Below are 26,297 nucleotides of genomic sequence, written 5' to 3'. Positions count from 1 at the left end.
AAATAAAAATATGAAACTTATTAAATAATAATTTTTTTATGAGAATTAAATAACTAAAAGATTTCAATATGAGAAAAATATTAAAACGATATTTAAGGATAAAAAGAAAGAAAAATCTCTCTTTTTATCCTTTATTTTAGGCCTCTAATTCACTTTCTTTGGAAAACTAAACCAGACAAATACAGTTAAAAGGAAGAAACAAATGGCTGAGATTGTAAGTACCCAACTATGTGCATAGCTAAAAGCTTGCTGCGCAACTGCAATTAATTGTCCTCCCAAAGGACTTTCAAGGTTAGAAGCCAACTGCATGGTTTCACCAATCGAAATACTCGCTTTTTCAATTAAGTTCGTCGGGAGTTCCTCTGGCAAAATAATTGAGCGACTATAAAACCAAGACAACATTAGACCAAAAATAGCGACACCTAAACCAGCACCCAACTCATAGGCCATACCTTCAATCGCACCTGCTGCACTCGCTTTGTTTGGTGGTACAGAAGACATAATGGCTGCTGTTGAAGCCAGTAAAGCAATCTCAATGCTAAAACCTAAAAAGACCATACACGTCCATGCTAAAAAATGATCGGTCGAAAAGTTAAGTTGGGCAAGTCCCCATAGACTAAAGCCACTTATTAAAATCCCAACAGTAGATACAAGTCTAAGTCCCCATTTATTTAAACAGATTCCTGCTAATGGACCACCTAAACTAATTGCAATCATAAATGGAATAATAAACATGGCTGCCTGTAATGGAGAAAAGCCATGCACAAACTGCAATTCTTGAGACAAGAGTAATTCAAAGCCAACCAAAGCAATCATGGAAACGACGGCCATAACAATACTGGTAGAAATGACTGGATGTTTAAATAACTCCAAATCAATCATTGGAGTTGTACTTCTTTTTTGGCTACGAATGAAGTGAATTAAAGCACTTACCCCAACCACAAACATGATGACTGTAAGTACTGAGAAGTTGTACATGGCCGATTTGATCGAATAGATCAGACTTAAAATCGCCACAACCAACACTAAAGCTTGGCCTAAATTAATTGGCTGGTCGGTTTTCTCTTCCTGCTTAGGAATGATCATGACAATCATGACCAGAACAACCAAAATAATTGGGATATTGATGAGGAATACTGCTCCCCAATGGAAATGCTCTAGTAAAAAACCGCCAACTAATGGACCAAAAGCGGCACCACCGCCCCCTACTGTAGACCAAAGGCCAAGTGCAAAATTCCTTTGCTTTTCTTCGGTAAAAGCATTTCGAATTCCCGATAAAGTTGCAGGAATAAGCATGGCTGCCCCTAGCCCTAAAAGAGCACGGGAAGCAATTAAAGCATAGGCTGTTGGTGAAAAAGCAGCTGCCAGTGAACCGACTCCAAAAATTGCAGTTCCTATAAATAGTAATTTTTTAAAGCCAATACGGTCTCCGAGTGCACCCATCGGCAAAATCAAACCCGCCATAATCAGTGAATAAATATCAATGATCCATAAAAGCTGATTGGCAGTTAAATTCAATGCTGTACTTAAAGATGGTGTTGCAACATGCATAACTGTTGCATCAATTGTAACCGGCAAATAAATAAGGACGATAATCGTCAGAATTAACCATTTCTTTTGCATAACGCTCTTCGATATCCAAAACTTGGACATGTGTTCAAATCACGGTTATTATATACACAATTGGACACTTGTCCAACTTTAATTTTTAATGTAGTTTGTCTCGAATTCAGTCAGGTAAAATAAACATGGCCTATCTTAATCGTGATCAACGCAGAGAAATGATTCTGCAAGCTGCCATGCAAGTTGCTTTGGCTGAAGGTTTTACAGCCATGACGGTACGTAGAATCGCAAGTGAAGCCCAAACCTCTACTGGACAAGTTCATCATCACTTTTCATCGGCATCTCACTTAAAAGCTGAAGCTTTTTTAAAGCTTATGGAACAGCTGGATGAAATTGAACAAGCTCTACAAACAACTAGCCAATTTCAAAGGCTCTTTATCTTGTTAGGCGCGGAAAACATAGACAGACTTCAACCCTACTTACGATTATGGAACGAAGCTGAACTCTTGATTGAACAAGATATAGAAATACAAAAAGCTTATAACTTGGCCATGCAAAGTTGGCATCAAACGATTGTTCAAGCGATTGAAAGTGGCAAAAAAGACGGTGAGTTTAAAACTCTGTCTAACTCAACAGACATTGCTTGGCGTTTGATTGCTTTTGTATGCGGTCTAGAAGGTATTTATAAACTTGGATTACAAGGACTGGCTGAAGAAGATTTTAAACGCCATACAGAAGTGATTATTCGCTTAGAATTATTATAAATGCAGAGCTGGCATTTATTCAAATACCAGCATTTTTGAAAGTACAGAATTTAGAACCAACCTTTTCGGCCTTTTAAAATTTGGTCGGTACAACGTAAGGCTTCTTGAGTCAGGCCCCACAAACGATAATCGCCCGTTATTGAACCAATCTGAAAGTTATGTGTATAAGCAAAGCTAAGATCACGTTCAGGATCACACCATGCTCCTGAACCATTGTAGCCAATATGACCAAAGCCATTTTTAGCACGCTTACCCATGGTAATAATACGGTGATAACCTAAACGCCAATTCATTGGAATTGGCATAACACGATCACGTGCATAACTTTGGATGGTACTCAATTCTTTAAATATTTCTGGACGAATCAGTTGCTGTGCATCCCATTCACCGTGATTTGCTAGCATCGCATAAATTTTGGCAAGGCTACTTGCAGTAAATGTCCCATTTGCTGCCGGAATAACGGCTTGCAACCCTTCATCACTAAAGAAACTAAAATGCTTCATTCCTTTTGGAATCATAGCATCCTGAAAATCTTGCGGGTCTTGTCCAGTCCACGTAATCATTTTTTCAGAGAGTGAACTTTTGCGCGGCTGCGGCTTTTTTACTTTTTCAACTTGAGTAGATGCTGGTTTTTCTGGTTTCGGTTGAATAATTAGACGTGCTACACGATCTAACTCACTTGCAAGCGTTCCAAAATAAGCGCCATCTAACTGCAACGGTTCAACAAGATATTTTTGCATGAGCTGATGTAAAGATTGACCAGTTGCTTTTTCAAGCACGCCGCCCACAAGCCAACCAAATGTTAAAGCTTGATAAGCATTCCCCTCTCCCGCGACAAATCTTGGCTTAGTCGCCGCAACCACATCTAACATGTGTGACCAGTCGAGCATTTCTCTCGCACTTTCGATGGTATTTCGAATATCAAACATGCCGCTTTGATGGCTCAGCACATGACGCAATGTCATTTGCTCTTTACCATTTTGAGCAAACTCAGGCCAATAAGTCGAAATCGGTTTGTCGTATTCTAAAAAACCCTCACTTACTAAAATGTGAGCTAAAGTCGCAAGTATACCTTTACCTGTAGAGTAGCAAACTGCCAAGGTATCTGGTTGCCAAGCTTCAGTTTGTGATTTTAGACCGGTGTAAATATCGACAACTTTCTGACCTCTAAAATAAACCGCTAAGGCAGCTCCACCTTGTCCCGTTCTAGCGTCTTGAAGACGGCTAAACTGGTGAGCTAAATCAATAAAACGTTCATCTAAAATACCGTGATAGTTTTGGGTATCGGCCAGTAAAATCTCTTTAATCACATGAAGTTCCTTGCATTTTTTGTTATTTTGCTCAAAAGCAGCCCAAACATCTGTTCAGGCTGCTGATATTTTTATAATGCTTTTACAGTTCCTGCAACATGCGGTTTTTGTGATTTCGTATTACGAATCAAGAAATCAGTCTTTTTATCTGCATTGGCAGTTAAGAACTCAACTTTTGAAGGTAAGAACATTGGCAGCTTAAACCACACATCTGCTTCATAGGCATTTGGTAATTCAAGGTTCGCTAGTGCTTTAGCTTTGCTCCACATGCCATGTGCAATTGCTTGCTTAAAGCCAAATGCTTTCGCAGTAATGGCATGAATATGAATTAAGTTAAAATCACCAGATACTTTCGCATAACGGCGACCTGTGTTTTCTAAAATATCCCACTCTGCCTTTGGCACATAAGCTGGGACCTGCTCTTCTTTAGCTTTCTCGCCGACTCTTTTCTCAACTTTTTGACGAGATAAATAAGTCGTTAAGCCTTCCATAACTACTTCATTGCCAACTTTAGCCGTGGTAATAAAGTCAAACTGAACACCTTTATCATGCGGTTTTAGTTCCCCAAATTTACATGACAGAGTTAATTTTTCAGTCACACCAATCGGTCTAGTCTGTTTAATCTGGTTACGAATATGGACTAAGCCTAAAATCGGAAATGGGAATGCTTCTGCCGTCATCATGTGCATTTGCAAACTTTGCGACAACACAGCCAAATAAATCGCAGGTACAAAGCCATTATTTTTAAAGCCACATACTTCGTTGTAAGCTTTGAGATGACTTTGATCAATCTCAAGACTATCAACCACATATTCAACTTGCGGCAAGATTTTTGGCCCTTTAGGCTTTTTAAAGATTAAACCTTGCACAACTTTTGGATAAGCCAATGCCGCTTTTGGTAGCTGGCTAAAATGACGAGTATTCATACCTAACCTTTTATAATTTATAGATTCTTGAATAAAAAAGGGATGCCCAAGCACCCCTTATCTTTAGCTCAGAGTGCTTAAGCGCCTAACAAGCTTTGGCCACACACACGTACCACGTTGCCATTTACACCTGTAGAAGCAGTTGATGCAAACCATGCAATCGTTTCTGCTACATCAACAGGTAAACCGCCTTGTTGCATTGAGTTCATACGACGACCAGCTTCACGAATTGCAAATGGAATCGCAGCAGTCATTTGTGTCTCAATAAAACCAGGAGCTACTGCGTTAATGGTAATCCCATTTTTTAGAATAGGTGCAGTAAATTTAACTAAACCAATCACACCTGCTTTAGATGCAGCATAGTTCGTTTGACCAAGGTTACCTGCAATACCACTAATTGATGATACGCAAACAATACGGCCATTTGCATTTAGACCATCGTTTTCTAACAAGTAGTCATTTACACGTTCAGCAGCAGACAAGTTAATGTTAATTACCAAGTCCCAAAGCTCAGGCTTCATGTTTGCCAAAGTCTTGTCACGAGTAATACCCGCGTTATGAACGATAATATCTAAACCGCCTTGCTTTGCCGCAGCAGCTTTAATTTTTTCACCTGCATCAGCAGCTGTAATATCAATTGCCAATGTAGAACCGCCAATGTCCGCAGCTACACGGTCAAGATCAGCTTGCTGCTGAGGTACATCTAGACAAATGACATGAGCGCCATCACGCGCCAATACATGTGCAATTGCCTCACCAATACCACGGCTTGCACCTGTTACTAACGCAGTTTTACCAGCAAGCGGTTTTGCCCAATCAACATCAACGACATCTGCTTTAGAAATACGAACAACTTGACCAGATACATAAGCTGAACGCGGAGAAAGCAAGAAGCGTAAAGTTGATTCAAGGTTTGCAGCAGCACCTTCATCTACATAGACAACTTGTGCAGTAATACCCTTTTTAAATTCTTTACCTACAGATTTGATAAAACCTTCAAGAGCGCGCTGAGCAATCGCCTGTTTTACAGTTTTTGCAGTTTCAGGTGTTGTACCAATCACAATAACTCGACCAGAAGTCGCAACTTGACGTGCAATCGGGTTAAAGAATTTATAAAGCTCATTTAACTGTTCTGAGTTTTGTATACCAGAAGCATCAAATACTACTGCTTTGAATTTTGATTCTTTGTCGCCTGCATTGAATGGGCGTAAATTTAAACCAACTTTTGCAGCTTCTTGCTGTAATGCAACATTATTGCCTACATAGCTGTCAGCATGAATATTGCTAAGTACTTGTGCAATCGCACCAGACAATACACTTGACGGCGCTGCGCCAACCAATACTGCACCATTCACTACTAGCTGAGCACTTTCAAAACGCTCTAATGCAACTGGTGATGGTAAACCCAAATTTTTAACAACGAATTTACCAATAGGAGATTGTGTAAATGCTTGGTATTGATCAGTCATGATTATTATCTCTCAAAGAAATGAATTTTCTACGACAGGCTTCATTATGTTATGAGATGAATAGCAACAATATGAAATCAGTCGTTCATTAGAGTTACTCCAAATCATACTTGAGTTCATCTTTGGATGTCTTGACCTGAATGCTATCTACAATGTCATTCTAGTCAATACAGGTCTATTTGAATTGTGTTAATGTAGCTTATAAGAATATCGTTAATATGCTTGGAAAAGCCTTATGAGCAAGACAACTCAAGAAAATCCAGCAGTCGAGAATTCTGCTGAGGAAAAAGTGTCAAATACATCAAAGCCGGCTTCTAACACGGCTAAGCGTAACAGCACTACTCCTAAAGCAGCAACTAATACACCAAAAACGACACGTACTCGTTCAACGACTGCACCTGCACGAAGCCCTCGTAATAAGAGCGCTGTTTCTGCATCCCCATCTACATCTTCTAATAATGTAGCTGCAGCACCAAAAGCAACAAAAACCAAAACTTCTGTTCAACAGGATAAAACCATGAGCCAAAACACTGTTCGCCGCGTTGCAATTATTGGTGGCAACCGCATTCCATTTGCACGTTCAAATACTGCTTATTTTAAAGCATCGAATTCTGACATGCTGACAGCAGCATTGAATGGTTTGGTTGAGCGCTTTAACTTACAAGGTAAGCGTATTGGTGAAGTCGTTGCTGGTGCTGTTTTAAAACACAGCCGTGACTTTAATATGACTCGTGAAGTTGTATTGAGCACTGATCTTGCTCCTGAAACTCCTGCTTACGACATTCAAATTGCTTGTGGTACAGGCTTACAAGCTGCTTTTGTTGTTGCTAACAAAATTGCACTTGGTCAAATTGATGTAGGTATTGCAGGCGGTGTAGACACCACTTCTGATGCCCCAATCGCTGTTGGTGATGGTTTACGTAAAGTTTTGCTTGAGCTCAATGTTGCTAAAACTGGTAAAGACCGTCTTAAAGCATTAACAAAAATTGATTTTAAAAAGCTTCTTGATGCGCCAAGCAATGGTGAACCACGTACTGGCCTTTCAATGGGTGAACACCAAGCAATTACTGCATTGGAATGGGGTATTACTCGCGAAGCTCAAGACGAACTCGCTGCAAGCAGCCATCAAAAACTTGCTGCTGCTTATGAGCGCGGTTTCTTTGATGACTTAATTACTCCATTCTTAGGTCTTAACCGTGACAACAACTTACGTGCAGACAGCACAGTTGAAAAACTTGCTAAATTAAAGCCTGTTTTCGGTAAAGGCGAAACTGCAACAATGACAGCGGGTAACTCAACTCCGTTGACTGATGGTGCATCTGTTGTATTGCTTGCTTCTGAAGAATGGGCAAAAGAAAACGGTCATGAAGTTTTAGCTTACCTTTCTTTCTCTGAAACCGCTGCTGTGGACTTCATTGGTAAAAATGGTCCTAAAGAAGGCTTATTGATGGCTCCTGCTTATGCAGTACCTCGTATGCTTAAGCGTGCAAACCTTAAACTTCAAGATTTCGATTTCTACGAAATTCATGAAGCATTTGCATCTCAAGTGTTGTCTACATTGAAAGCTTGGGAAGATGAAAAATTCTGTAAAGAACGTCTTGGCTTAGATGCACCTTTAGGTTCAATTGACCGCTCTAAACTTAACGTAAATGGCTCATCTTTAGGTGCAGGCCATCCATTTGCTGCAACTGGTGGTCGTATCTTAGCAACTGCTGCTAAATTGATTAATCAAAAAGGTTCAGGCCGCGCATTAATCTCTATCTGTACTGCTGGCGGTGAAGGTGTAGTTGCAATTGTAGAGAAATAATTTCTACATCTAACTAAAATGAAATAAGCACCCATTTGGGTGCTTATTTCATTTTAGGATTTATAAATTTAGTGCAGTGAGGCAGCTTTTGCTTCAGGGAAAAACTTATCTTCGATATGGTCATAACACCATTGGAAAATGAAGGTATACACCAAAATACATAAGGTTAAACCAATATCTAAAATAAGCGCATCAATGACATTCATTTGTAGCATATAAGCAATCATTGGCACTGTTGCAATCAGCAAACCGCCTTCAAAACCAACCGCATGCAAAATCCTTACAGGGATTGTTCTTTCCCAATTATATTTATGCTCTACTTTTTCAAAGTAGTGGTTAAAAATCATATTCCAGAAAACTGAAACCACTGCCATAAACACACCGAGTGTTCCGGTTACGTCCATAGGCATATCAAAAATAAAACTTAATGCAATCGCAATGATGACCAATAAAATTCCTTCATAACTGATTGCATGAATGATCCTTCTCTTGGAAATCAACATTTTTAAATACTCAATAATACTTGGATAATGTGCATTTTATTTTTATAATATTGATTAATCCAATCAGGTTCTTTCAGTTTTTTTGACAGATGAATATTAATCAAGAACAATTACTCATGTTTCAGGCCGTTATAGAAACTGGTTCCTTTTCAGCAGCAGCACGTAAACTTGGAAAAGTTCCTTCGGCTGTAAGCATGTCTATTGCCAACTTAGAAATTGATTTGGACTTAACCTTATTTGATCGTAAAGGTCGTGAGCCCGTCCCTACGGACGAAGCACGGGTGTTATATGAAAAGACTTCTCAACTTTTGATTGAGATGAATCAATGGAAACAACATGCCCATGCGTTAAGCACAGGTTTAGAAGCTAACTTAACCATTGTGATTGTATCTGAACTCTTACACACCAACTGGACCGATTATATTTGCCTTTTAGAGGGTCGTTTCCCTGACCTACAAATTAATATTGTTTCTGCTCCCCAAGAAGATGCGTTACAAATGTTGTTAGATGGCTCTGCCCAACTTGCACTCATGTTTGAACGTGAGCATCTAGATAACCGAGAACAGTTTGTAGAACTCAAGCCTGAGGCTTTAATTCCAGTTATTTCAAATAGTCATCCACTCGCAAGCCAAAATCAGGTTTCTTATGAACAGATCCTCACAACACGACAAATTGTTGTGGCAAGTCGAGATGAGACATTAAAACCCGAATTACTTTTTTCGAAACATTACTGGCGTACAGATAACCACCACTCTGCTTGCTTAATGATTTTACGTGATCTGGGCTGGGGTGTTCTTCCTCAAGAAATGTTTAAAGAAAACCCTGAACTTAAAAACAAGCTTAAAATATTGAATTTATTAGATTTCACTCCAAGATTTGAATATTACGTAGATTTGGTATGGAGTCGTGAAAGTGAGCTTGGTGCCGCTGCCAGATTCCTTATTGAACATATCCGTAAGCAACGAACACAACAGGTCCCTTAAAATTATTTCAATTTAGATGCAGAACCTAAACGTTTTTCTTTGAAATATAACAATTGATATATCGACAGTATGAATAGACTTTGTGCTATAAAGAAAATATAAGATTTATTACTGAAGATGTTGAATATCAATGACTCATACAGCACTTGACCAATTAAAAACACTAACGACCGTTGTTGCCGACAGTAGCGACCTTGATGCAATTCGCAAATTTCGTCCATTAGACGCGACGACTAATCCTTCATTGATTACGGCAGCAGCAGAACAACCAGAAAGTAAAGAACTCATTGAGGATGCTTATTATCAAGCCAAAGAAGAAGGCTATAGCAACGATGAGTTAATCGAAAGAACCATTGATATTTTAACCGTAAAATTTGGCGTAGAAATTTTAAAACTGATCGAAGGTCGCGTTTCGACTGAAGTTGATGCTGCACTTTCATATAACACCGAAGCGACCATTCAAAAAGCTCATGAATTATGTGAACTTTACAAAGGTTACGGTATTGATCAGTCACGTATTCTTATTAAAATTGCGTCGACGTGGGAAGGTATTCAAGCCGCAAAAGTACTCGAAGCTGAAGGTATTGCTTGTAACCTCACTCTCCTTTTCGGATTACATCAAGCTCAAGCATGCGCAGATGCAAAAGTAACTTTAATTTCACCATTTGTAGGTCGTATCTTGGACTGGTACAAAAAAGCTGAAGGTGTAGATTCTTACCCAATCGAAAAAGACCCAGGTGTGGTGTCAGTTAAGAAAATCTATAACTACTACAAGCAACAAAATATTCCAACTCAAGTGATGGGTGCGAGCTTCCGTAGTATCGATCAAGTTCTTGGACTTGCTGGTTGTGATTTGCTAACGATCTCTCCGGGCTTACTTACCCAGCTCGAGCAAGATACACGTACAGTTGATGCAGCTCTTGATGCAACTAAATCAAAGCAAGCAGATGCTATTGTTAGACCCGCTCAAGATGAACAAAGTTTTAAAGACGAACTTAATCATGACTTAATGGCATTCCAACTTTTACAAGGTGGTGTTGATGGCTTTATTAAAGCCCGTGACCAATTAAGTTTCTTATTACGTCAATCTTTTGGAATTGATGCGGAAATTAAACCTTAAAAACTTCACTTTTCATACAAAATCACCGATTTTTGTTATCATGGCAAAAATCGGTTTTTTATTGGGTTTATCGTGTTCGGCATAACAGATTTAACAACATATATTATTGGTACATTCCTAATTGTGTTATTGCCGGGGCCCAATTCTCTTTATGTGATGTCAATTGCTTCACGTTACGGCATTAAAACTGGATATATGGGTGCGTTAGGTATTTTTACCGGTGATCTTATTTTAATGCTTTGTACCGTACTAGGTGCAGCCTCTTTATTAAAAGCATTCCCATGGGTATTTGTTATTCTTAAATTAACAGGTGCACTTTATCTATCTTATCTAGGCTTTAAGCTCTTACAAGGTAGTATTCAACGCTGGAAACAACGTAATCAACCACAACCTGAAATGGCTGATTTACCAGCTTTAGATAAAATTCATCCTTATAAAACAGCATTAAGTATTAGCTTACTCAACCCGAAAGCGATTTTATTTTTCTTATCTTTCTTTGTTCAATTTGTTGAACCCGACTATGCCTATCCCGCACTAAGCTTTTTAATTTTAGCGATTATTTTACAGGTGATTAGCTTTAGTTATTTAACTGCATTAATCTTCTCTGGAATTAAACTTTCAGCATTTTTTAAACAGAACCATAAAATTGCAGCAAGTAGTATTTTTTTAGTAGGGATTCTATTTTTCGGATTCGGTTTAAAACTGGCAACCTCAACAATCTAATAATCTTCACCCTAGTTTTGCATTTATAAAGTTAAAACATAATGAACTGCTAAAATGCCAGCATGCCATCTGTTTTAACTTCATTGAGCACAAAAAATGTTCTGACTTGTCTTACCCCCGGTAAAGCAATAATTTTTTCACTATGAAATCGGTTAAAAGCAGCTAAATCTTTAACACGAATTTTTAAAAAATAATCGACCTCTCCCGCCACCAGATAACATTCCAAAACATTTTCCAAATCACCAGATGCTTGTTCAAATGCCTGAAAGCTATCAGGCGTTGAGCGGTCTAAAACCACACCAACGAGTACTACCGTATCACGCTGCACCATGCTCGGATTGATCCGAGCACGCACATCTAGAATTGCCCCAATTTTAAAAAGACGCTGTGTATGATTCCAACAAGAAGAAGTACTTATACCTACAAGTTTGGCCAGTTCAGCATTACTTAAGCGCCCATTTTCTTGTAAAGCACGCATAATTTTCAATTCAAGTGGTGACAAATTTTCAGTTTGTTCATCCATAAAACAATATCCCAAATTTAGTATTATTTACGAAAGGAATAATAGCATTATTCAATATTTTGAAAATATTATTTCTATTTTAAGTAAAAAATAGAAAGCACCTTCTTAAAAAAAATTGTTAGATTTACCTAGCTGAAAGTAAAGACAGAAACATATTAATTTTTCAGGGATTTAGAACATTTAGCTATGCAAAAGATTCTTCAAGATTTTTCAATTCCGGCCGTATTTACTGGCTTTATCACTTTTTTAATAGGTATTAGTGTTTCGGCCATTTTAGTAATTCAGGCGGCTCAAGCTTTAGGAGCTTCACCCGAGCAAATCACCTCATGGTTTTGGGCTTTAGGTTTAGGTATTGGTTTATCAGGATTCATACTTTCTTGGAAATTTAAATATCCTGTAGCGACAGCATGGTCAACTGCTGGCCTCGCTTTAATTATGGCAACAGGCAGTGGCTATAGCTTAAATGAAGCGATTGGTGCTTTTTTAATAGGTGGTTTACTGACTACTATTTTAGGTTTTTCAGGTATATTTCAAAAAGCGCTTTCGTACATTCCGCAAAGCTTAACCAGTGCCATGCTTGCAGGAGTTTTACTTAAATTTGGTATTTCCCTATTCGCCAGTTTGCAAAATGATTGGGAATTCGTTTTATCCTTACTCGCCATTTATATAATTACAAAAAGATTATGGCCGCGTTATAGCATTGTATTCACAGCACTTGCGGGTATTGCCCTGTGCCCTGTCTTTTTAGAATTTCATATGCCTTCACTTCAGTGGTCTTTGGCTAAACCTGTTTGGATTAGTCCGGAATTTAGCTGGTCAGCACTTTTGGGCTTAGCTCTACCACTTTTTGTGATTAGCATGGCTTCGCAATATTTACCCGGAATTGCCATGATTAAAAGTTATGGCTATAAACCGCATGTTAATCAACTGATTGGCTGGACAGGTTTAACCCAAGTTGTGCTTGCACCTTTTGGTTGTTATAGCGTAAATATTGCTGCAATTAGTGCGGCTGTAAGCTTAGACGATCAAGTCCACCCTGACCCAAGTAAACGATATATTGCAGGCATGAGCTGTGGTTTTTTCTACATTTTAATGGGCTTGTTTGCCGCAACATTGACAAGTTTGCTGATGTCTTTTCCACATATCTTTATTGTAGCTTTAGCTGGCATTGCATTATTTGGTACGATCAGCCACAACATTGCAATCGCATTTGCTCAGGTTGAAGATCGTGAAGCTGCATTATTTACCTTCTTATGCAGTGCTTCGGGCATTCAATTTTTTGGTATTGGCTCAGCCTTTTGGGGACTTATTGTCGGTCTTATTGTGTTTTTAGTACTTAAATTTAAGGTCAAAAAAAGTTAATAAAAAAGCGTTCATAGCTCCCTTTTTCAATGCTATGAACGCTTTTTCATCTTATTTCTTATAGCTCTCTTACTACAACTGATTTTGCCATTTTGTCATGCCAGCCTTGTTTTTTAGCATCAAATGCGACCCAAAAAAGACCAATACCAAAGACTAAAATTGATGGAATATAGCCAATATATCGAATAATACTCTGCATGACTGTCAGCTTATTGCCTGTTTTTTCATCTAAAACCTTTAATCGCATCAATCGTTTACCTGGAGTACCTGCAAAATACAGCCAACATAAAACTGAATACAATAAAGGAAATACATAGTTCACGATCAAATCGAACCAATAGTTTTGTGGTTTTATACTTAAGCCCGTGGCAAAGACTAAATCATAATCCCCTTGATAAAAAATCCATGCCGCAGGAATAACTGCCAAAAAAAGAATAAGAGTATCAATAATCATTGCACCAAATCTTAACCAGAACCCTGCATACTCATACTTATAAGTCATGCTCACCTCGCTTTGTTATTGTTTAATCGCTACAAACGCTTTTACAATTTTACTTTCATCCTAAATGAAACTTTTTTATTTTTAAATACTTAAATAAATTTAAAATTTTCTACTTTTATATTTTATTGTAATAATTTCGATCAAAAAAACGTTATTGCATCAATATTCATCATAAAAAAATAATTTAATATTTTTAGAACTGAAAATTTTCGTTTCAGTTCTATTGAAAAGTTTTATAGACAATTAAAAATATAAATACATATTTTATTTACTTCCAGAACAAAATATCTAATTTAAATTCTTTTTTTAATAATAATGCTGCAGATAATAGAGCTAATCCAATAACAATTAAAAAAACACTTAAGCTGACTAATCCATAAACAATAGCTACACTACCTAATATAGTTAAAAAATAAAATATAATTACACTGAGTGTTGGCATTTCAATTTATTCCACTACTTAAAAATAAAAGCAATTTATTCTATCGAGTTTATAAACGATTGCTGTTTTCAAATGTTCATTACACTATTAATTTGTATCATCATACAATAATCATGTTATAAAACTTATTTAGTGTTACTTTAGTTTAATAGATAGTGATGAAGGTCACATAACTTTTATTTAATTTCAAAGTAATGCTTTTCAGTCACAAGTTTGATTTTCAAATTTTTATATAACCGCTCTTTTGAATCTTCAAGCGACGGAACAACTTTCTCTGAAAATTTATCTTCAGTCATGAGTCTGGCATACGTTTTATAGCCAATGACTAATTTTTCGGGTTCTTTACCTGTTTGACGAAACTCTTCAATGAGTTTATTGACTTTCTTTGCTGTTAAATCAGCCATCTTCCTCACTCTCCCCCTTAGTTCACTATTTTGTTATACGGTTTCTATATGACAGAAATATGAACGGTAGTTTTTTGTAATTTTCATGTAAATATTATCAATTATTCAGAAATAGCACTTAAACTCCATCACAACCAATACAAGAATAAATATAAGCAAATGATTTAAAATAGTTTTATTTAATTTTTCTTTCGTTTAGTCGAATAGATGTTTACCGAGAATGAAATATGTTAATCTTTAATTAATAAATGCTTCATACATATAACAACTGTAAATAAGAGGAATAACATTATGAATTACCAACATATTATTGTACCTGTCGATGGTTCTGAAATTTCTTTAGCAGCAGCAAGACAAGCAGCTCATATTGCCAAAGCATTTGGTAGTAGATTAACCGCTATTAGCTTAGTGGCAGTAGATCCTTTTAGCGGCGTAGATTTCTACTATATCTCACCAGTTGTAAAAGATTATTTTGTTGAAGCACGCGCCAATGCTGAAAAAACTCTCGCTAAAGTAAAAGCTTTATGTGCTGAAGAAGGTATTGATGCCGAAACTCAGATTATCCAAGGTGAAATTTCTTCAGATGGTATCTTAAAAGCTGTAGAAGATTTAGGTTCAGACTTGATTGTGATTGGTTCTCATGGTCGTAAAGGCTTCCAAAAACTTATTTTGGGTAGTTTTGCTCAAGATGTTTTAAACAGTACTAAAATTCAGGTATTGGTTGTAAAAGAATAAACTTTTTAAATGAAAAGAACCCAATCCAACGATTGGGTTTTTTAATAAAATAGATTGCATAAATTTTACACTAATCAAAAACCCAGCTAGAATAGCTTCTTATTCTTCCAATTTCGTGAGTCACGCCAATGAAGTAAGTCTTTTTTCCCATCAATTTTTTCTTTTTTGATGTGCAAAATAGACTATTTTTTGTGATTTAACGTCTCTGCTTAAAACTACTTTTTCCTATTTTGTACATCCTGTATTTATGAGGTTTTTTATGACTCAGCAGGCATGTGTAATATCACAGCTGACTTTAGAATTTTCATCTAAAGTCATGTTTAAACAACTCAATTTTAGCCTTGAATCGAATCAGGTGTCTGCCTTAATTGGCCGTAATGGTCAGGGCAAATCCTTGCTTATGCAAATGTTAAATCAGACGCTTAAATCAGATTCAATTCTTACATCTGGACAAATATCTTGGCATATAAAACATGCATATTTACCTCAATTGCATCGGTTAACTGGACTGACCATAGCTGAAGCATTAGATATCTTAGATATTTATCAAGCTTTTAAAAGAGTTGAACAAGGTGTTGCCAGTTTCAATGATTATGATTTATTGGAAGGTAAATGGGATTTACCTACCTTGTGGAATACTCTCTTAGAATCCGCTCATTTACCCACTGATTTAGACTTTCCAATTAAAAACTTAAGTGAAGGTCAAAAAACCAAGTTGGCCTTAAGCTGTTTATTTTTAAAATCAGATCACTACTTACTTCTTGATGAACCTAGCAATCATCTAGATCAGGAATCTAGAAAATGGTTAATTGATCATTTGAAAAGACACCCAGCAGGTGCACTGATTATTAGTCATGACCGAACTTTGTTGAATGAAGTAAACCATATTTATCATTTAAATGAACATGGCTTACATCACACAACAGGAAACTATGAACAATTTTATGCACAGTATCAAACTAACCTTGCGGCTTTAGAACAATCTGTTCAACAAAACCAACGTGAAGTTAAGCACATGAAGCAAAAGCAACATGAAGTATTAATGAAAGCTCAGAAACGTGAACGTGCTGGCAATAAATTAAGAGAGTCAAATTCTCAAGCCAAAATTTTGCTCGATTTTAAAAAGGAACAAGCTGGTCAAAGTATTGCGGCTATACAGTCTCAGCACCAACGACAAATTACAAATAGCCAAAATGACTTAAAAGACAAAAAAATGCATCTTGAAACCGTCAAATCACAACAGTTTGTCTTCCCTACCTTCCAAAAGAAATCTGGAGAAATTCTTCGGGTTAAAGGGTTAAAGTTGAAATATGGAACGCAAAAACCCATAGATTTAGCTGTACATACCGCCCAAAAAATCCACATAACGGGTCAAAATGGTATCGGAAAGTCAACACTGCTTAAAGCAATCAATGCACAGAAAAATCAGTCAAACAAAAGCATTCAATTATTTGTAGAGTGTTTTTATCTAGATCAAAACTTTAGCTTTTTATGTGATGGGATGACTGTTATTGAGAATTTAACTCACATGAATAGCGAGCTTTCAGAATTGGAATGGAGAAATTTATTAGGTCAACTGCGAATTCGCGGTGATAAAGGTATCCAACTATTATCTCAGCTAAGTGGTGGTGAAAAACTCAAAGTAGCTTTATTAGCGCTTAGCCAGATAAAACCTACACCTGAACTCCTGTTATTAGATGAACCAGAAAATCATTTAGATATTGAATCGAGAGAATTATTAGCTAGTGCCATTCAGAGTTATGAAGGTGCTGTATTACTAGTTTCACATGATCAAATGTTTGTTGAAAGTTGCGGTATAAGTGAGTCATTTTCGTTAGCCGAATAGTTTTCACTCAGACTATTTCTTCAAATTTACTGGCTCTCATGTGAAAGCTAGTAAATTTTATCGATTATTATTTTTTTACTTTATTTAATAATTCGATATCTAGACTATATTTCACCGTCTTATTTTTACGAGCACTATTACGCATTTGATAAACTTGAATAATATAATCGCCATCAACTGGCAAAGTAAGCTCTCCTTTAAAGCCTACAGTTGAGCCAATTAATAATGCATTATCTTTACCTGGTTTTTTACCTGGTGCAAAAATATTGACATAGGCTAAATTACCAAGACTATTAATATTAAATCTTAAAATCTGACCATTTTTCGCAGAGATTCTATACTTTACGTCATCATAGCCCTGAAATTTTCCAGTTAATGTTAGGTGGGTTGAACCTTGTAAGAAATTAACTTTTTGCTCAATATTTTTAGCTAACGCAGATAAAGAGATAGTCGAAATCAATGTAGAAAGTAATAAATTTTTAATGATTTTTTTCAATTTCTAACCCTCAAAATTATTTTCAAATAATTATATAAAGAATAATTTTTATATAATTTTACTTTATGTATAAGTTTCATTAGTTATAGCTATTTTTTATAACGAATAACAAATTAAATATCTCAAAGTTCCAGTTTTACTTTCTCTTTGAGATACTCCATTTAAATAGTTAAAATTTTAGAACCGATAGCCTACCCCTAAATAGGTTATCAATGGATCAATATCAACTTTTGTTGTCGCATGAATTAAGCGAGTTCCCGTGTTTTGATTAACTACATCAATTTGGGCTTTATTACTCAACTTTGCATAAGATACAGACGCAACCGTATACCATGAATCATTAAAATCATAAGTAAAACCGGCAGTAAAAATGGGTGCTATAGCGTCATCAGCATCAACATTCACAACCATCTTTCCACTGGATTCTTTTCGGTCTAAAGCTGCTCCTGCTTTGCCATCTAACACATTCTGAATCATATGGCCTGCGGAGACTAAATCAGACCGAATCCCGTCATTGAGTTTAATATCATTAAAATGGGCATACATTAAACCAGCTCCAATATAGGGTCTAAACTTATTTACCCCACTTTTACCAAACTGATATTGTGCTTCTATCGTTGGTGTCCATGCTCGAATAGATGCAGCTTTAGATTTATTCCCTAGGTTGGTAATTGGAATCGCTTGACCTAAAGCAATCCCATTAGGGAAAAGATATTTCACCAAGTCATTAGGAGACATTGCGACTCCACTTAACGGTGCTAAGATTTCTCCTTTTCCTTTAATATCTACTTTAGGTGGAATTCCGCCAATAAATTGTAAAGACACATGATCATTAAGATAATAGTTAAAGGTTAAACCCAACGTATCTGCATCATCAACCTCAAGACCTGCATCATTTTGTTGCCAGTTTTCTATTCCACGAACTGTCGCAATACCGGAAACTTCAGATTTAATATTGCCATCAGCATCAAGCATAACCTCTCGCATATATTCATCTTTTAGAGCTAGCTCTAGAAATTCCTTTTGATTAAAGACTTCTCCTCCTAAATCCACTTCTGTGGCATTCGGATCAACAGAATTTAAAAAGCTTGTGGTTGAAATAGTACCGACTTTAGCTGCAGTTCCATTTTTAACAGCTGTATTAATATTAAATGGATTAGCATTACCTTGGGGCATTACATGTAACCAACCAGCAGATACAGAGAATCTTTTAAATCCTTCCGCATAACTCATGCTTGTTATTACAGATAATGAACTCAATATTGCTATTTTTATTACTATTTTTTTCATTTTTATTCCATCCTAGAAATATATTGCTGATTTTGCAATATATGTATGGAATATAGACAAGTTGCCGTTTTTATCAATCGGTATATTTTAAAATATAATTAATTTAGATAAACCCATCAATTTATGCTGTTAATTACATGAAATAGTTATCTAATTTTTCTGACAAATGGAAATATTATGCAAATAAATAATTTAACGATCGGTAAAATACATTAAAGTTTTAAATAGTCTAATTTTAATACTCGCATGCTTTTGTGATTGAACCAATTAGATAGAACTGAGGTCGAAATTTAACTCCACGCCTTACCTATATTTCGACAAAATTTAAAGAAGTTAACTTAATTTAAAAAATTAAAGCGTATGATTGGTCAATAAATAAGGAAGAATTTTAATGAATATTACGATTCGTGATGAGCGAAATGAGGATGTTGAAGCAATAGAAAAACTAACGAAAGCAGCTTTTCAAAATGCTGAGCACACCAGTCATACAGAACATTGTATTGTGAATAGTTTAAGAAACCACGGACAATTGACCATCTCTCTAGTCGCGATTGAAGATGGTTCTGTTATTGGGCATGTTGCTATTTCTCCAGTTCAAATGAGTTCAGGGGAAATGGGTTGGTATGGTTTAGGTCCTATTTCTGTTCATCCAAATAAACAGGGGCTTGGTATTGGCTCGCTTCTGATGAATAAATCACTAGATAAATTAAAAAAGTTAGGCGCAGAAGGATGTGTTTTACTGGGTGATCCCAATTATTACAGCAGATTTGGTTTTAAAACATATCCTGAGCTAATTTTGCCAGATGTGCCAAGTGAATATTTCCAAGCCTTAAGTTTTTCAGGCAATATTCCTAAAGGAAACGTACACTATCATGAGGCATTTAATGCAACACAATAATAAAAAATAACGTCGTTAAAAAGAAAACTCCTGTTCTTAGGAGTTTTCTTTTTTGCTCTGAGCAATATTTATATAAATGATTTAGTTTTATTTAACACGCTCAATCTTAAAAACTTCAATATCAGTTGGCTTAACTCTATGTGTGTCCACCTCTCCCACAACACGTACTTTATCTCCAGCTTTTAGTTGTAGAGGCTTCCATAAGTCATCATCTATATCAATTACAATTGACCCAGTTGCATCTTTAAACTCAAAATGATCACCAGCAATATGCTTTACAATAGTGCCTGTTAACGTAACACCAGACTCATCAGCCAAGGTTTTTGCTTTAGACACCGTGACTACATTTTTTGTCGCTTCTTTTAATAAGGCAGCATCTGGTTTAGCCAATACCGCATTACTACCCAATAAAGCCAACCCAGTGAGTATTGCTAAGAATATTTTTTTCATTACGATGACCTACTTTTAATGTTCTTAGTTATATAAACAAATTATTTTAAAGTTATAGATTTAGCTTTTGTGGCTTTTTGTATCTTATAAGAGAGTTTCTTTAATCATGTCATGTAAAAACACCAAATAATTTGCGGCAAAAATTTAAGAAAATTCCATAGGGTCTTCCAGAAACGCTAACAATTATAAGAATAGAACTGACAGCCGTAACTACCTGCACTAAAGTTGCTCCATTAAAAGCAAGTATTAAAATATATAGTGGTATTTGGAACGTTAAATTAGCGAGTGTATCTAGCAAAAAGCTTTGTACAGCTGTTTTATGTTTTCCCCATATTTTTTTAAAAATCCAATCGCGATAAAACCCATATGGTCGACCAATCACTAGAGAAATAGGTATTGCGGTAGCACGTATTTTAAATGTTTGTTCAAGTGTAAGACCCGTAATTACAAGCTCAACAAAAGTACCTATGGCTAGCGAAAATAGAACCATCGCAAATGTATCTGCAAAGAATTTCTTTAAGTTTTCTCTTCCAACAAGCATTTTCTAGCCTATAACTTTATCGTTAATTTACTTAAGAAAGCGTTTTTCTTAAGTAAATTAAACTGAGCACTAAAAATATCAATTAATTGTTAAACAACAAGTTGCCCTAAATCCAATAAAACATTCATAGCCTCTGTCTCATCTGTTGTTTGCATCACAATCATTCGGTCATATGAAATTCCACCAATTTCAATATAAATTTTCGGATGTGGAAGCTGAGGAATATAGACTTTTAGGGGTTGATAAAGAGCAAGAAGATAACCAAATGAATCATAAGGATAATGATCATTTTTTAGTGTCTTCTTTACCACAACATAAGTATTCAATATGTCTAGAATAAAACCATATTCATTTTCAGAATGAAATTTAGCGTCCATACCCACCTCCTTGATTAATTAATATTTTTATAATCAAATTTAAAGGTTAAATTTCTGATCTGATGGCATTTGAACCAATTTACTTTAAATATAGAGTTATATTTAAAATGATTGGTGTTGGATTTAAATATATTTAAAACCTAGCATATTAGTCAACATATTTTGAACAGTGACATTAAAAATAAATATTGTGAGTTACAAATCACACTTTAGAGTAAAAATAAAAAGATATAAAAAAACCCATCTTACGATGGGCCTAAGCATTCATATAGATCATGAATCTTTGTCCATTGAATGAGGTGTTGTCGTTTTATCTTGCTGTTTTGTATCATTTTCACCTTGGCAAGCGCTCACACTTAAAGAAATAATCGCAGCCAAACCTAAGGTAGCCATAATTTTTGTCATACTTCGCCTCATGAATTGTTCAGATAGTGAGTTAATAAATACTTTTTATTAGTTTTACGATCAGCATACGTTTCTAAGCTTTTTTGTAGATTTAGCGCAAAAATGTAAAGCTCTTTAGTTTTACATTTAAATATCAACTTAAGATTTGACCATTAAACGTTAACTGAGTGTCTGAGCGTTTTAATGAGTAATTCGTATAAATGATCTACAGCTTTTGACTCTAAAGAAGACCTACTCCGATAAACAGCAGCCTCCATAGGCTCTAATGGCCCAAGTCCATGATCTGCACCTAATATGGTTAAATGCTCAGGTGCACTGCATTGTGTGAACACAGCGATTGCTAAACCGCTTTCAACTGCTGCAATCTGACCAGCCAAACTTGAACTGTTGTACACCACACGGTAACGGCGCCCTTGTAATGCCAAAGAATGAATAGCGCTCTTTTTGGCTTGGCTCGTACTTTCATAAACTGCAATTGGAAGTGGGTCTTCTCGCCAGAGTTCAAACTGTGGAGAGCCAACCCATACCATCGGTTCATGAAATAGGAGTGTTCCTTGACGAGTGTTGTCTCTCGAAATTAATGCCAAATCTATATCACCACTTTCTACCCGCGGAATTAAAGATGTAGATTGTTCGCAGATCAATTCGATTTCAACCCCTCCATAACGCGGTGCAAAACGCTTAAGTACAGGTGTTAAATATTTAGCAGCATAGTCATCGGGCACTCCAAGGCGTATACGTCCTTTCAATTCATCTCCATGAAATGCCATTTGTGCTTCTGCATGTAAATCGAGAATACGGCGTGCATAACCTAAAAGTAGTTGTCCTTGAGAAGTTAATTCAATTTGTCGATGCGTTCGTATTAAAAGTTGGCAATGTAGAGCTTCTTCTAATTTTTTCAATTGCATACTAACAGCAGATTGCGAACGATATAGCTCAGGCGCTGCATTTGACAATGAGCCTGTATCTACTACTGTGACAAAACACTTCAGCCAATCAATCTGTAGGTTTTTTAAAGTCATTACAATTTATCTATTCGATTTTCAAATAGTATATAAAAGAATTATGCGCTTTTCTTTACCTATTCTCTCTTCCATACTGAAATCATAATAAGTTCAAAGCGATTTATTTGCCCTATTCACAATTTTAACCAAGATCAGTACATGATTAATGACTGAACAACACATTAATAGCTGCACTTACTAACAATTTTATCACTTCGTATTTCTTAGGTATTACACACTAGGAGGAGGTTTTATGCGCCTAAATAAACAGATGCTTGCATCACAAAGTGCAACATCCGCTTTTGTTTTACTCTGGGGTAGTGCCGCAATTTTTACTCGATGGGGGTTAGATAATGCCTCGCCCATAGCATTATTAATTCTGCGTTTTTCAACTGCTTTGATTGTTCTGTTCGTACTTGCTCTTTTTAGAAAAAGACTTTTACCCAAACATGGAACTCGAAAACAAGTTCTGCTGACTGGGCTGCTTATTATTGCAGGTTATTCAATTTGCTATTTTAAAGCCATGGCCCATGGGGTCACTCCTGGCTTAATGGCAACAATTATGGGAATACAGCCCATACTCACGCTTTGCCTTCTGGAAAAGAACTGGCAAAAAGAAAGACTGTTAGGATTATGCATCTCTTTAGCGGGGCTCATTCTTTTAGTATGGAAAAGCCTAACGCTGTCTTTTATTGCTCCAATTGGTATGCTGTTTGCCTTGGCTGCCCTAATCTGTATAACTTTTGGGGCCATAATGCAAAAGAACATTCAACAAGCCCCTACAGATGTCTTACCGCTACAATATGTAATCAGTCTTATCGTCTGCTTATTTATAGTTCCCTTTGAACATTTTGAAATAACGTGGAATTCACAACTGATTATTTCAGTCTTATTTCTTGGAATTTTAATTTCTGTAGTTGCTCAGCTTTTACTTTACCGACTTCTAAGTCAGGGCAATATTGTAAATGTGACAAGCCTGTTCTATCTGGTTCCTATCGTGACTGCACTTTTAGATTTTCTAATTTTAAAAAATAAGTTACCACTAGCAGGTTTAATTGGGATGATTGCAATTTTGCTAGGCTTAATGCTCGTATTTAAAAAGAAATAATTCTTAAAGGTTTTAGGGTGTAACCCTCGGTTGAGGGTTTTATTTTTGAATACAAACTTAAACCAATTTTTTCCAGTCAGTGCCGATTTGAGCTAATGCAGGTAATTCATCACTATTAAAAACATTAAAATTTTGGTCAATGGCAAATCGATAGATAGGTATAGAATCAGCTTCAGTTTTCTTAAAGAATCTGAAGTTTTCAGTAAGGTGATAATTGCCAGCTTCTGTAGATTTTATTGCTGTTCCTGATGGTATATGGATATAACTTTCACACTCCACTTCAACGTTGTTTCCAGCAAGATCTTGATATGAAAATTTCATGTTTCAATCCTTTTTAAATTTTTATGATTGAGAAAAACTTAACACGCTATTTGATGAGATTACGGAAACTTTTTTCAACTAATTGTTTAAGTGTGTATATTTGGTTAAAAGCTCATCCTTGTAATATATCTTTATACACTTGTCTCATGTCTAATCTAAATAGGTTTTTTCATGCTCAGTAAAACAGCATTACTCGGAATACTTTTAAGTATTTTCTTTTGTTGTTTCAGCCATTCTTTATAAAATTTTTTATCAGATTGTTCCAAAAAACTGTCCTTATGCTTATTACAAGAAGCAACGCCCGTATTTCCAGATAGTACACACGGCCAATTGTTTAATTGGGGTGTTAAAACAGCATTACTCATTAATGAAAGCTCTTCTAATCTAATCAAATTCATCCTTACTCCCTTGCTTCCCTCTAGCGCTACACACAAATAGCACGTCCTCAAAAATGCAAAGTGCAAATTTTGTGTATTGATTTATCAAAGATGTAAGTTGCTATAGGAATGAATAAATTGAGTTTAAATAGAGTGAAGAAGATATTTAGAATGTTTTCTTCTTTGTTACTTCAATTTCAGATATACTGAACTTAGTATGAGATGAGCCTTATATAGTTCATTGCTAGATCAATGAACGACTAAGCCCTTCGCTTTCGAGCAAGGGCTTTTTTAATGCCTATAATTTGAGAAAATTATGCCTATCTGAACTGTCTGGTCGGACATTGGTTTGCCTTTATAGGGCAGGTCTGTTAGATTGGTCTTGTTCATCAACTCCTATTGTTGATGAATACTGAAGCCTGATTCGTAGCATCAGGCTTTTTTTACACCTAAAACTTGTATAAATGATCCTGCCAAAATGATGACATACGATCTCGGCGTGACCTAAAACAAAGTAAATAAAACTATAAAATAAATTGCACTATCTTACTTTTAGCCAAGAGCCAACTTCTTTTAGCACCTCAACTAAACCGTTTAATTTCTTACCATCTTCCGTCAATGAGTACTCAACTTTAACAGGAACTTCCGCAAAAACTTCTCTGTTAATAAAACCTTCTTCTTCAAGAAAACGTAACTCTAAGGTTAACATTCTTTGAGAAATATTAGGTATTGCCCGTCTTAGCTCATTAAAACGCATAGGTCTTTCGATGAGAAATGAAATAATTAACATTCTCCAACGACCACCCAATACTGTCATTGCCTCTTCTACAGAACAGCCAGAAATATTATCTTTCATTGTCTAATTAGGTATAAAAAATATACCTATATAACAAAATAGTGCCTAATTTACAATCTATACCTAGTGATGAATAATATTTTTTTATCACCAAAAAGACTGGCCTATATGATGGAATATAAAGAAGTTGCTAAAAAAACGATTAATCATTTGTACTCAGCACATGCATCGATACGAACCTCTGGCATTGATCCTCAAATAGTTGCTTTAGCTGAGTTATATGTGTCACAAATCAACGGCTGTGCTTACTGCTGCGCTTTTCATGCTCAAGAATTAAGAGATATGGGAGTAAGCCAAGAAGTCATTGATAAAATTCCGGGCTACAAACATTCTAATGTCTTTTCAAAGAAGCAACTTCTTGCTCTAGAACTCGCAGAGGCCGTCACTTTTTTATCTGAAAAAATTGAAACTGTAAAAGCTCATTTAACCGAGTATTTTAATGAACGAGAGATTGTAGAGTTGACCACCAGCATTTCACTCATGGGAGCATTAAACAGGCTCAGAATCACCTTAGGGGATAAAAGTTAATCCATTCAATTTCCATATGAAAAAGCCCTGACCATTCGAGGCTTTTTCATGACTTTTTAACCAAGTCTAATAAAAAATTGAGACAACTACTTTGATGATAAAAACAATTTCTTTTCCATTGCACGGCGATTAACCAGCCCCTGCAAACGCTTACCGCCCGCATTTATCCAGACATCAAACTGGTTTGCTGCTTCTTTGTAATCACCTGAATTTAACTTTTTGAGTAAGGTCGAATGTTTAAAGGCGCCTACCCCAATGTTATACGTTAGAGAGACTAGTGCATCGAATTGATTCTGTTTTAAAGGCACTTTTACAGAACTATTTACTGCACGCTCAAATATCTTTAAATCGTGCTGCATATAGGTTTTAGCTTGTTCAAGAGAGCATCGGTCTCCTTCACTTACACGCGTACCATTAGGATATCGCGTCGTGCCATATCCAATAGTCCATACGCCAGTACCATCATCATAGGCACTGAGTTTTAACCCCTCAAAATTACAGATTTGGTTTACACCTTCCACACTAAGAGACATCTCATCAACAGCAACACCTACCAATTCATCGCCATGATCAGTTGCCGTAGCAATGAGGTGATCCTCTGTTGCATCTTGCTGAGGCTTGGGAGTAAAAATTTTGCGGAGATAATCCAATATTTTTTGCATTT

Annotated in this window: 31 protein-coding genes; 11 read left to right on the top strand and 20 right to left on the bottom strand. The window is 36.1% G+C overall.

Going from position 1 to position 26,297, the window contains the following annotated elements:
* Positions 1 to 144: 144 nt before the first annotated feature.
* Positions 145 to 1,623: a multidrug efflux MFS transporter AmvA gene (gene amvA, locus RMB03_RS12775; protein ID WP_311076514.1), complete on the bottom strand. Its 1,479-nt coding sequence runs from the start codon at positions 1,621 to 1,623 to the stop codon at positions 145 to 147.
* A gap of 125 nt (positions 1,624 to 1,748) precedes the next feature.
* On the opposite strand from amvA, the gene RMB03_RS12770 reads away from it, so the two are divergent.
* Positions 1,749 to 2,327 (top strand): TetR family transcriptional regulator, encoded by a 579-nt coding sequence (locus RMB03_RS12770; protein ID WP_132069344.1) that lies wholly within the window; start codon positions 1,749 to 1,751, stop codon positions 2,325 to 2,327.
* A 50-nt stretch (positions 2,328 to 2,377) separates the two neighbouring features.
* On the opposite strand, the gene RMB03_RS12765 is transcribed toward RMB03_RS12770, so the two are convergent.
* From RMB03_RS12765 to RMB03_RS12755, 3 genes are all read right to left on the bottom strand, one after another.
* Entirely contained in the window at positions 2,378 to 3,637 is a 1,260-nt protein-coding gene (locus tag RMB03_RS12765) for a serine hydrolase domain-containing protein (protein WP_311076511.1), read from the bottom strand.
* Between the two features lie 71 nt (positions 3,638 to 3,708).
* Positions 3,709 to 4,563 carry a MaoC/PaaZ C-terminal domain-containing protein gene (locus RMB03_RS12760; RefSeq protein ID WP_045430854.1) on the bottom strand — a complete coding sequence of 285 codons (855 nt, stop codon included), beginning with the start codon at positions 4,561 to 4,563 and terminating at the stop codon, positions 3,709 to 3,711.
* A gap of 77 nt (positions 4,564 to 4,640) precedes the next feature.
* The gene (locus tag RMB03_RS12755) at positions 4,641 to 6,032 is read right to left on the bottom strand and encodes a 3-oxoacyl-ACP reductase (protein ID WP_311076508.1); all 1,392 of its coding nucleotides are present in this window, start codon (positions 6,030 to 6,032) and stop codon (positions 4,641 to 4,643) included.
* A 235-nt stretch (positions 6,033 to 6,267) separates the two neighbouring features.
* On the opposite strand from RMB03_RS12755, the gene RMB03_RS12750 reads away from it, so the two are divergent.
* A complete protein-coding gene (locus tag RMB03_RS12750) occupies positions 6,268 to 7,839 on the top strand; it encodes an acetyl-CoA C-acetyltransferase (RefSeq protein ID WP_311076506.1) in 1,572 nt (523 codons plus the stop codon).
* Positions 7,840 to 7,907: 68 nt separating this feature from the next.
* On the opposite strand, the gene aceI is transcribed toward RMB03_RS12750, so the two are convergent.
* Positions 7,908 to 8,342, bottom strand: a complete 435-nt coding sequence (gene aceI / locus RMB03_RS12745) for a chlorhexidine efflux PACE transporter AceI (RefSeq protein WP_004643197.1) — start codon at positions 8,340 to 8,342, stop codon at positions 7,908 to 7,910.
* An 89-nt stretch (positions 8,343 to 8,431) separates the two neighbouring features.
* Between aceI and RMB03_RS12740 the strand changes: the two genes are divergently transcribed.
* From RMB03_RS12740 to leuE, 3 genes are all read left to right on the top strand, one after another.
* Positions 8,432 to 9,325 carry a LysR family transcriptional regulator gene (locus RMB03_RS12740; protein WP_005039849.1) on the top strand — a complete coding sequence of 298 codons (894 nt, stop codon included), beginning with the start codon at positions 8,432 to 8,434 and terminating at the stop codon, positions 9,323 to 9,325.
* Positions 9,326 to 9,455: 130 nt separating this feature from the next.
* Positions 9,456 to 10,445, top strand: coding sequence for a transaldolase (gene tal, locus RMB03_RS12735; protein WP_017390025.1), 990 nt, complete (start codon positions 9,456 to 9,458; stop codon positions 10,443 to 10,445).
* A 72-nt stretch (positions 10,446 to 10,517) separates the two neighbouring features.
* Positions 10,518 to 11,168: a leucine efflux protein LeuE gene (gene leuE, locus RMB03_RS12730; RefSeq protein ID WP_003652317.1), complete on the top strand. Its 651-nt coding sequence runs from the start codon at positions 10,518 to 10,520 to the stop codon at positions 11,166 to 11,168.
* Positions 11,169 to 11,217: 49 nt separating this feature from the next.
* On the opposite strand, the gene RMB03_RS12725 is transcribed toward leuE, so the two are convergent.
* Entirely contained in the window at positions 11,218 to 11,691 is a 474-nt protein-coding gene (locus RMB03_RS12725; protein WP_005046495.1) for an Lrp/AsnC family transcriptional regulator, read from the bottom strand.
* 186 nt (positions 11,692 to 11,877) lie between these two features.
* Here RMB03_RS12725 and RMB03_RS12720 point away from each other — a divergent pair, with 186 nt between their 5' ends.
* Positions 11,878 to 13,053 carry a benzoate/H(+) symporter BenE family transporter gene (locus RMB03_RS12720; protein ID WP_311076502.1) on the top strand — a complete coding sequence of 392 codons (1,176 nt, stop codon included), beginning with the start codon at positions 11,878 to 11,880 and terminating at the stop codon, positions 13,051 to 13,053.
* A gap of 58 nt (positions 13,054 to 13,111) precedes the next feature.
* Here the strand turns inward: RMB03_RS12720 and RMB03_RS12715 are convergent, their stop codons facing one another.
* The 3 genes from RMB03_RS12715 to RMB03_RS12705 form a co-directional block, all read right to left on the bottom strand.
* Positions 13,112 to 13,555 carry an RDD family protein gene (locus RMB03_RS12715; RefSeq protein WP_311076499.1) on the bottom strand — a complete coding sequence of 148 codons (444 nt, stop codon included), beginning with the start codon at positions 13,553 to 13,555 and terminating at the stop codon, positions 13,112 to 13,114.
* Between the two features lie 268 nt (positions 13,556 to 13,823).
* A complete protein-coding gene (locus tag RMB03_RS12710) occupies positions 13,824 to 13,997 on the bottom strand; it encodes a hypothetical protein (RefSeq protein WP_311076497.1) in 174 nt (57 codons plus the stop codon).
* A gap of 176 nt (positions 13,998 to 14,173) precedes the next feature.
* Positions 14,174 to 14,401 carry a hypothetical protein gene (locus tag RMB03_RS12705; RefSeq protein ID WP_311076495.1) on the bottom strand — a complete coding sequence of 76 codons (228 nt, stop codon included), beginning with the start codon at positions 14,399 to 14,401 and terminating at the stop codon, positions 14,174 to 14,176.
* A 291-nt stretch (positions 14,402 to 14,692) separates the two neighbouring features.
* Between RMB03_RS12705 and RMB03_RS12700 the strand changes: the two genes are divergently transcribed.
* Positions 14,693 to 15,136 (top strand): universal stress protein, encoded by a 444-nt coding sequence (locus RMB03_RS12700; RefSeq protein WP_056480860.1) that lies wholly within the window; start codon positions 14,693 to 14,695, stop codon positions 15,134 to 15,136.
* 259 nt (positions 15,137 to 15,395) lie between these two features.
* On the top strand, positions 15,396 to 16,982 hold the full coding sequence (locus RMB03_RS12695) for an ATP-binding cassette domain-containing protein (RefSeq protein ID WP_311076492.1): 1,587 nt from the start codon (positions 15,396 to 15,398) through the stop codon (positions 16,980 to 16,982).
* A gap of 67 nt (positions 16,983 to 17,049) precedes the next feature.
* Here RMB03_RS12695 and RMB03_RS12690 read toward each other — a convergent pair whose 3' ends face one another.
* Positions 17,050 to 17,478, bottom strand: a complete 429-nt coding sequence (locus RMB03_RS12690; RefSeq protein ID WP_281830905.1) for a DNA breaking-rejoining protein — start codon at positions 17,476 to 17,478, stop codon at positions 17,050 to 17,052.
* Positions 17,479 to 17,655: 177 nt separating this feature from the next.
* Complete coding sequence (locus RMB03_RS12685) at positions 17,656 to 18,768, bottom strand: OmpW family outer membrane protein (protein ID WP_311076490.1); 1,113 nt, start codon at positions 18,766 to 18,768, stop codon at positions 17,656 to 17,658.
* A 391-nt stretch (positions 18,769 to 19,159) separates the two neighbouring features.
* On the opposite strand from RMB03_RS12685, the gene RMB03_RS12680 reads away from it, so the two are divergent.
* Positions 19,160 to 19,666 (top strand): N-acetyltransferase, encoded by a 507-nt coding sequence (locus RMB03_RS12680; protein WP_311076488.1) that lies wholly within the window; start codon positions 19,160 to 19,162, stop codon positions 19,664 to 19,666.
* A gap of 87 nt (positions 19,667 to 19,753) precedes the next feature.
* On the opposite strand, the gene RMB03_RS12675 is transcribed toward RMB03_RS12680, so the two are convergent.
* The 5 genes from RMB03_RS12675 to RMB03_RS12655 all read right to left on the bottom strand — a co-directional run bounded on the left by RMB03_RS12675 (position 19,754) and on the right by RMB03_RS12655 (position 22,461).
* Positions 19,754 to 20,116: a NirD/YgiW/YdeI family stress tolerance protein gene (locus tag RMB03_RS12675; RefSeq protein WP_311076487.1), complete on the bottom strand. Its 363-nt coding sequence runs from the start codon at positions 20,114 to 20,116 to the stop codon at positions 19,754 to 19,756.
* 109 nt (positions 20,117 to 20,225) lie between these two features.
* Complete coding sequence (gene alaE, locus RMB03_RS12670; RefSeq protein WP_198307732.1) at positions 20,226 to 20,657, bottom strand: L-alanine exporter AlaE; 432 nt, start codon at positions 20,655 to 20,657, stop codon at positions 20,226 to 20,228.
* An 89-nt stretch (positions 20,658 to 20,746) separates the two neighbouring features.
* On the bottom strand, positions 20,747 to 21,034 hold the full coding sequence (locus RMB03_RS12665; RefSeq protein WP_005039828.1) for a hypothetical protein: 288 nt from the start codon (positions 21,032 to 21,034) through the stop codon (positions 20,747 to 20,749).
* A gap of 273 nt (positions 21,035 to 21,307) precedes the next feature.
* Positions 21,308 to 21,439, bottom strand: coding sequence for a hypothetical protein (locus RMB03_RS12660; protein WP_004643213.1), 132 nt, complete (start codon positions 21,437 to 21,439; stop codon positions 21,308 to 21,310).
* Between the two features lie 152 nt (positions 21,440 to 21,591).
* Positions 21,592 to 22,461 (bottom strand): LysR family transcriptional regulator, encoded by an 870-nt coding sequence (locus tag RMB03_RS12655; protein ID WP_017388154.1) that lies wholly within the window; start codon positions 22,459 to 22,461, stop codon positions 21,592 to 21,594.
* A 235-nt stretch (positions 22,462 to 22,696) separates the two neighbouring features.
* On the opposite strand from RMB03_RS12655, the gene RMB03_RS12650 reads away from it, so the two are divergent.
* The gene (locus tag RMB03_RS12650) at positions 22,697 to 23,551 is read left to right on the top strand and encodes a DMT family transporter (RefSeq protein ID WP_017388153.1); all 855 of its coding nucleotides are present in this window, start codon (positions 22,697 to 22,699) and stop codon (positions 23,549 to 23,551) included.
* 57 nt (positions 23,552 to 23,608) lie between these two features.
* Here the strand turns inward: RMB03_RS12650 and RMB03_RS12645 are convergent, their stop codons facing one another.
* From RMB03_RS12645 to RMB03_RS12635, 3 genes are all read right to left on the bottom strand, one after another.
* Positions 23,609 to 23,872 carry a hypothetical protein gene (locus RMB03_RS12645; RefSeq protein WP_132069320.1) on the bottom strand — a complete coding sequence of 88 codons (264 nt, stop codon included), beginning with the start codon at positions 23,870 to 23,872 and terminating at the stop codon, positions 23,609 to 23,611.
* A gap of 155 nt (positions 23,873 to 24,027) precedes the next feature.
* Positions 24,028 to 24,270: a hypothetical protein gene (locus RMB03_RS12640; RefSeq protein WP_311076483.1), complete on the bottom strand. Its 243-nt coding sequence runs from the start codon at positions 24,268 to 24,270 to the stop codon at positions 24,028 to 24,030.
* A gap of 520 nt (positions 24,271 to 24,790) precedes the next feature.
* Positions 24,791 to 25,105, bottom strand: coding sequence for a helix-turn-helix domain-containing protein (locus tag RMB03_RS12635; protein ID WP_005039816.1), 315 nt, complete (start codon positions 25,103 to 25,105; stop codon positions 24,791 to 24,793).
* Positions 25,106 to 25,216: 111 nt separating this feature from the next.
* Here RMB03_RS12635 and RMB03_RS12630 point away from each other — a divergent pair, with 111 nt between their 5' ends.
* Positions 25,217 to 25,633 carry a carboxymuconolactone decarboxylase family protein gene (locus RMB03_RS12630; RefSeq protein WP_132070243.1) on the top strand — a complete coding sequence of 139 codons (417 nt, stop codon included), beginning with the start codon at positions 25,217 to 25,219 and terminating at the stop codon, positions 25,631 to 25,633.
* Between the two features lie 86 nt (positions 25,634 to 25,719).
* On the opposite strand, the gene RMB03_RS12625 is transcribed toward RMB03_RS12630, so the two are convergent.
* On the bottom strand, positions 25,720 to 26,295 hold the full coding sequence (locus RMB03_RS12625; protein WP_311076480.1) for a lysozyme: 576 nt from the start codon (positions 26,293 to 26,295) through the stop codon (positions 25,720 to 25,722).
* Positions 26,296 to 26,297 lie beyond the last annotated feature (2 nt).

It is taken from the genome of Acinetobacter sp. V91_7, assembly GCF_031799075.1.
GTDB lineage: Bacteria > Pseudomonadota > Gammaproteobacteria > Pseudomonadales > Moraxellaceae > Acinetobacter > Acinetobacter calcoaceticus.
The sequence above is the reverse complement of the archived record's forward strand: the minus strand, read 5'-3'. Positions and strand labels throughout refer to the sequence as shown.

Excerpts from the sequence above, each read along its gene's own strand:
- RMB03_RS12710 (WP_311076497.1), bottom strand. The coding sequence starts at position 13,997 with ATGCCAACACTCAGTGTAATTATATTTTATTTTTTAACTATATTAGGT.
- aceI (WP_004643197.1), bottom strand. The coding sequence starts at position 8,342 with ATGTTGATTTCCAAGAGAAGGATCATTCATGCAATCAGTTATGAAGGA.
- RMB03_RS12715 (WP_311076499.1), bottom strand. The coding sequence starts at position 13,555 with ATGACTTATAAGTATGAGTATGCAGGGTTCTGGTTAAGATTTGGTGCA.
- RMB03_RS12770 (WP_132069344.1), top strand. The coding sequence starts at position 1,749 with ATGGCCTATCTTAATCGTGATCAACGCAGAGAAATGATTCTGCAAGCT.
- RMB03_RS12705 (WP_311076495.1), bottom strand. The coding sequence starts at position 14,401 with ATGGCTGATTTAACAGCAAAGAAAGTCAATAAACTCATTGAAGAGTTT.
- RMB03_RS12645 (WP_132069320.1), bottom strand. The coding sequence starts at position 23,872 with ATGAAATTTTCATATCAAGATCTTGCTGGAAACAACGTTGAAGTGGAG.
- RMB03_RS12665 (WP_005039828.1), bottom strand. The coding sequence starts at position 21,034 with ATGGACGCTAAATTTCATTCTGAAAATGAATATGGTTTTATTCTAGAC.
- RMB03_RS12725 (WP_005046495.1), bottom strand. The coding sequence starts at position 11,691 with ATGGATGAACAAACTGAAAATTTGTCACCACTTGAATTGAAAATTATG.
- RMB03_RS12675 (WP_311076487.1), bottom strand. The coding sequence starts at position 20,116 with ATGAAAAAAATATTCTTAGCAATACTCACTGGGTTGGCTTTATTGGGT.
- alaE (WP_198307732.1), bottom strand. The coding sequence starts at position 20,657 with ATGCTTGTTGGAAGAGAAAACTTAAAGAAATTCTTTGCAGATACATTT.
- RMB03_RS12640 (WP_311076483.1), bottom strand. The coding sequence starts at position 24,270 with ATGAATTTGATTAGATTAGAAGAGCTTTCATTAATGAGTAATGCTGTT.
- RMB03_RS12750 (WP_311076506.1), top strand. The coding sequence starts at position 6,268 with ATGAGCAAGACAACTCAAGAAAATCCAGCAGTCGAGAATTCTGCTGAG.
- RMB03_RS12680 (WP_311076488.1), top strand. The coding sequence starts at position 19,160 with ATGAATATTACGATTCGTGATGAGCGAAATGAGGATGTTGAAGCAATA.
- RMB03_RS12755 (WP_311076508.1), bottom strand. The coding sequence starts at position 6,032 with ATGACTGATCAATACCAAGCATTTACACAATCTCCTATTGGTAAATTC.
- RMB03_RS12630 (WP_132070243.1), top strand. The coding sequence starts at position 25,217 with ATGGAATATAAAGAAGTTGCTAAAAAAACGATTAATCATTTGTACTCA.
- RMB03_RS12685 (WP_311076490.1), bottom strand. The coding sequence starts at position 18,768 with ATGAAAAAAATAGTAATAAAAATAGCAATATTGAGTTCATTATCTGTA.
- RMB03_RS12625 (WP_311076480.1), bottom strand. The coding sequence starts at position 26,295 with ATGCAAAAAATATTGGATTATCTCCGCAAAATTTTTACTCCCAAGCCT.
- RMB03_RS12720 (WP_311076502.1), top strand. The coding sequence starts at position 11,878 with ATGCAAAAGATTCTTCAAGATTTTTCAATTCCGGCCGTATTTACTGGC.
- RMB03_RS12635 (WP_005039816.1), bottom strand. The coding sequence starts at position 25,105 with ATGAAAGATAATATTTCTGGCTGTTCTGTAGAAGAGGCAATGACAGTA.
- tal (WP_017390025.1), top strand. The coding sequence starts at position 9,456 with ATGACTCATACAGCACTTGACCAATTAAAAACACTAACGACCGTTGTT.
- RMB03_RS12740 (WP_005039849.1), top strand. The coding sequence starts at position 8,432 with ATGAATATTAATCAAGAACAATTACTCATGTTTCAGGCCGTTATAGAA.
- RMB03_RS12695 (WP_311076492.1), top strand. The coding sequence starts at position 15,396 with ATGACTCAGCAGGCATGTGTAATATCACAGCTGACTTTAGAATTTTCA.
- RMB03_RS12660 (WP_004643213.1), bottom strand. The coding sequence starts at position 21,439 with ATGACAAAAATTATGGCTACCTTAGGTTTGGCTGCGATTATTTCTTTA.
- RMB03_RS12700 (WP_056480860.1), top strand. The coding sequence starts at position 14,693 with ATGAATTACCAACATATTATTGTACCTGTCGATGGTTCTGAAATTTCT.
- RMB03_RS12760 (WP_045430854.1), bottom strand. The coding sequence starts at position 4,563 with ATGAATACTCGTCATTTTAGCCAGCTACCAAAAGCGGCATTGGCTTAT.
- RMB03_RS12655 (WP_017388154.1), bottom strand. The coding sequence starts at position 22,461 with ATGACTTTAAAAAACCTACAGATTGATTGGCTGAAGTGTTTTGTCACA.
- RMB03_RS12650 (WP_017388153.1), top strand. The coding sequence starts at position 22,697 with ATGCGCCTAAATAAACAGATGCTTGCATCACAAAGTGCAACATCCGCT.
- amvA (WP_311076514.1), bottom strand. The coding sequence starts at position 1,623 with ATGCAAAAGAAATGGTTAATTCTGACGATTATCGTCCTTATTTATTTG.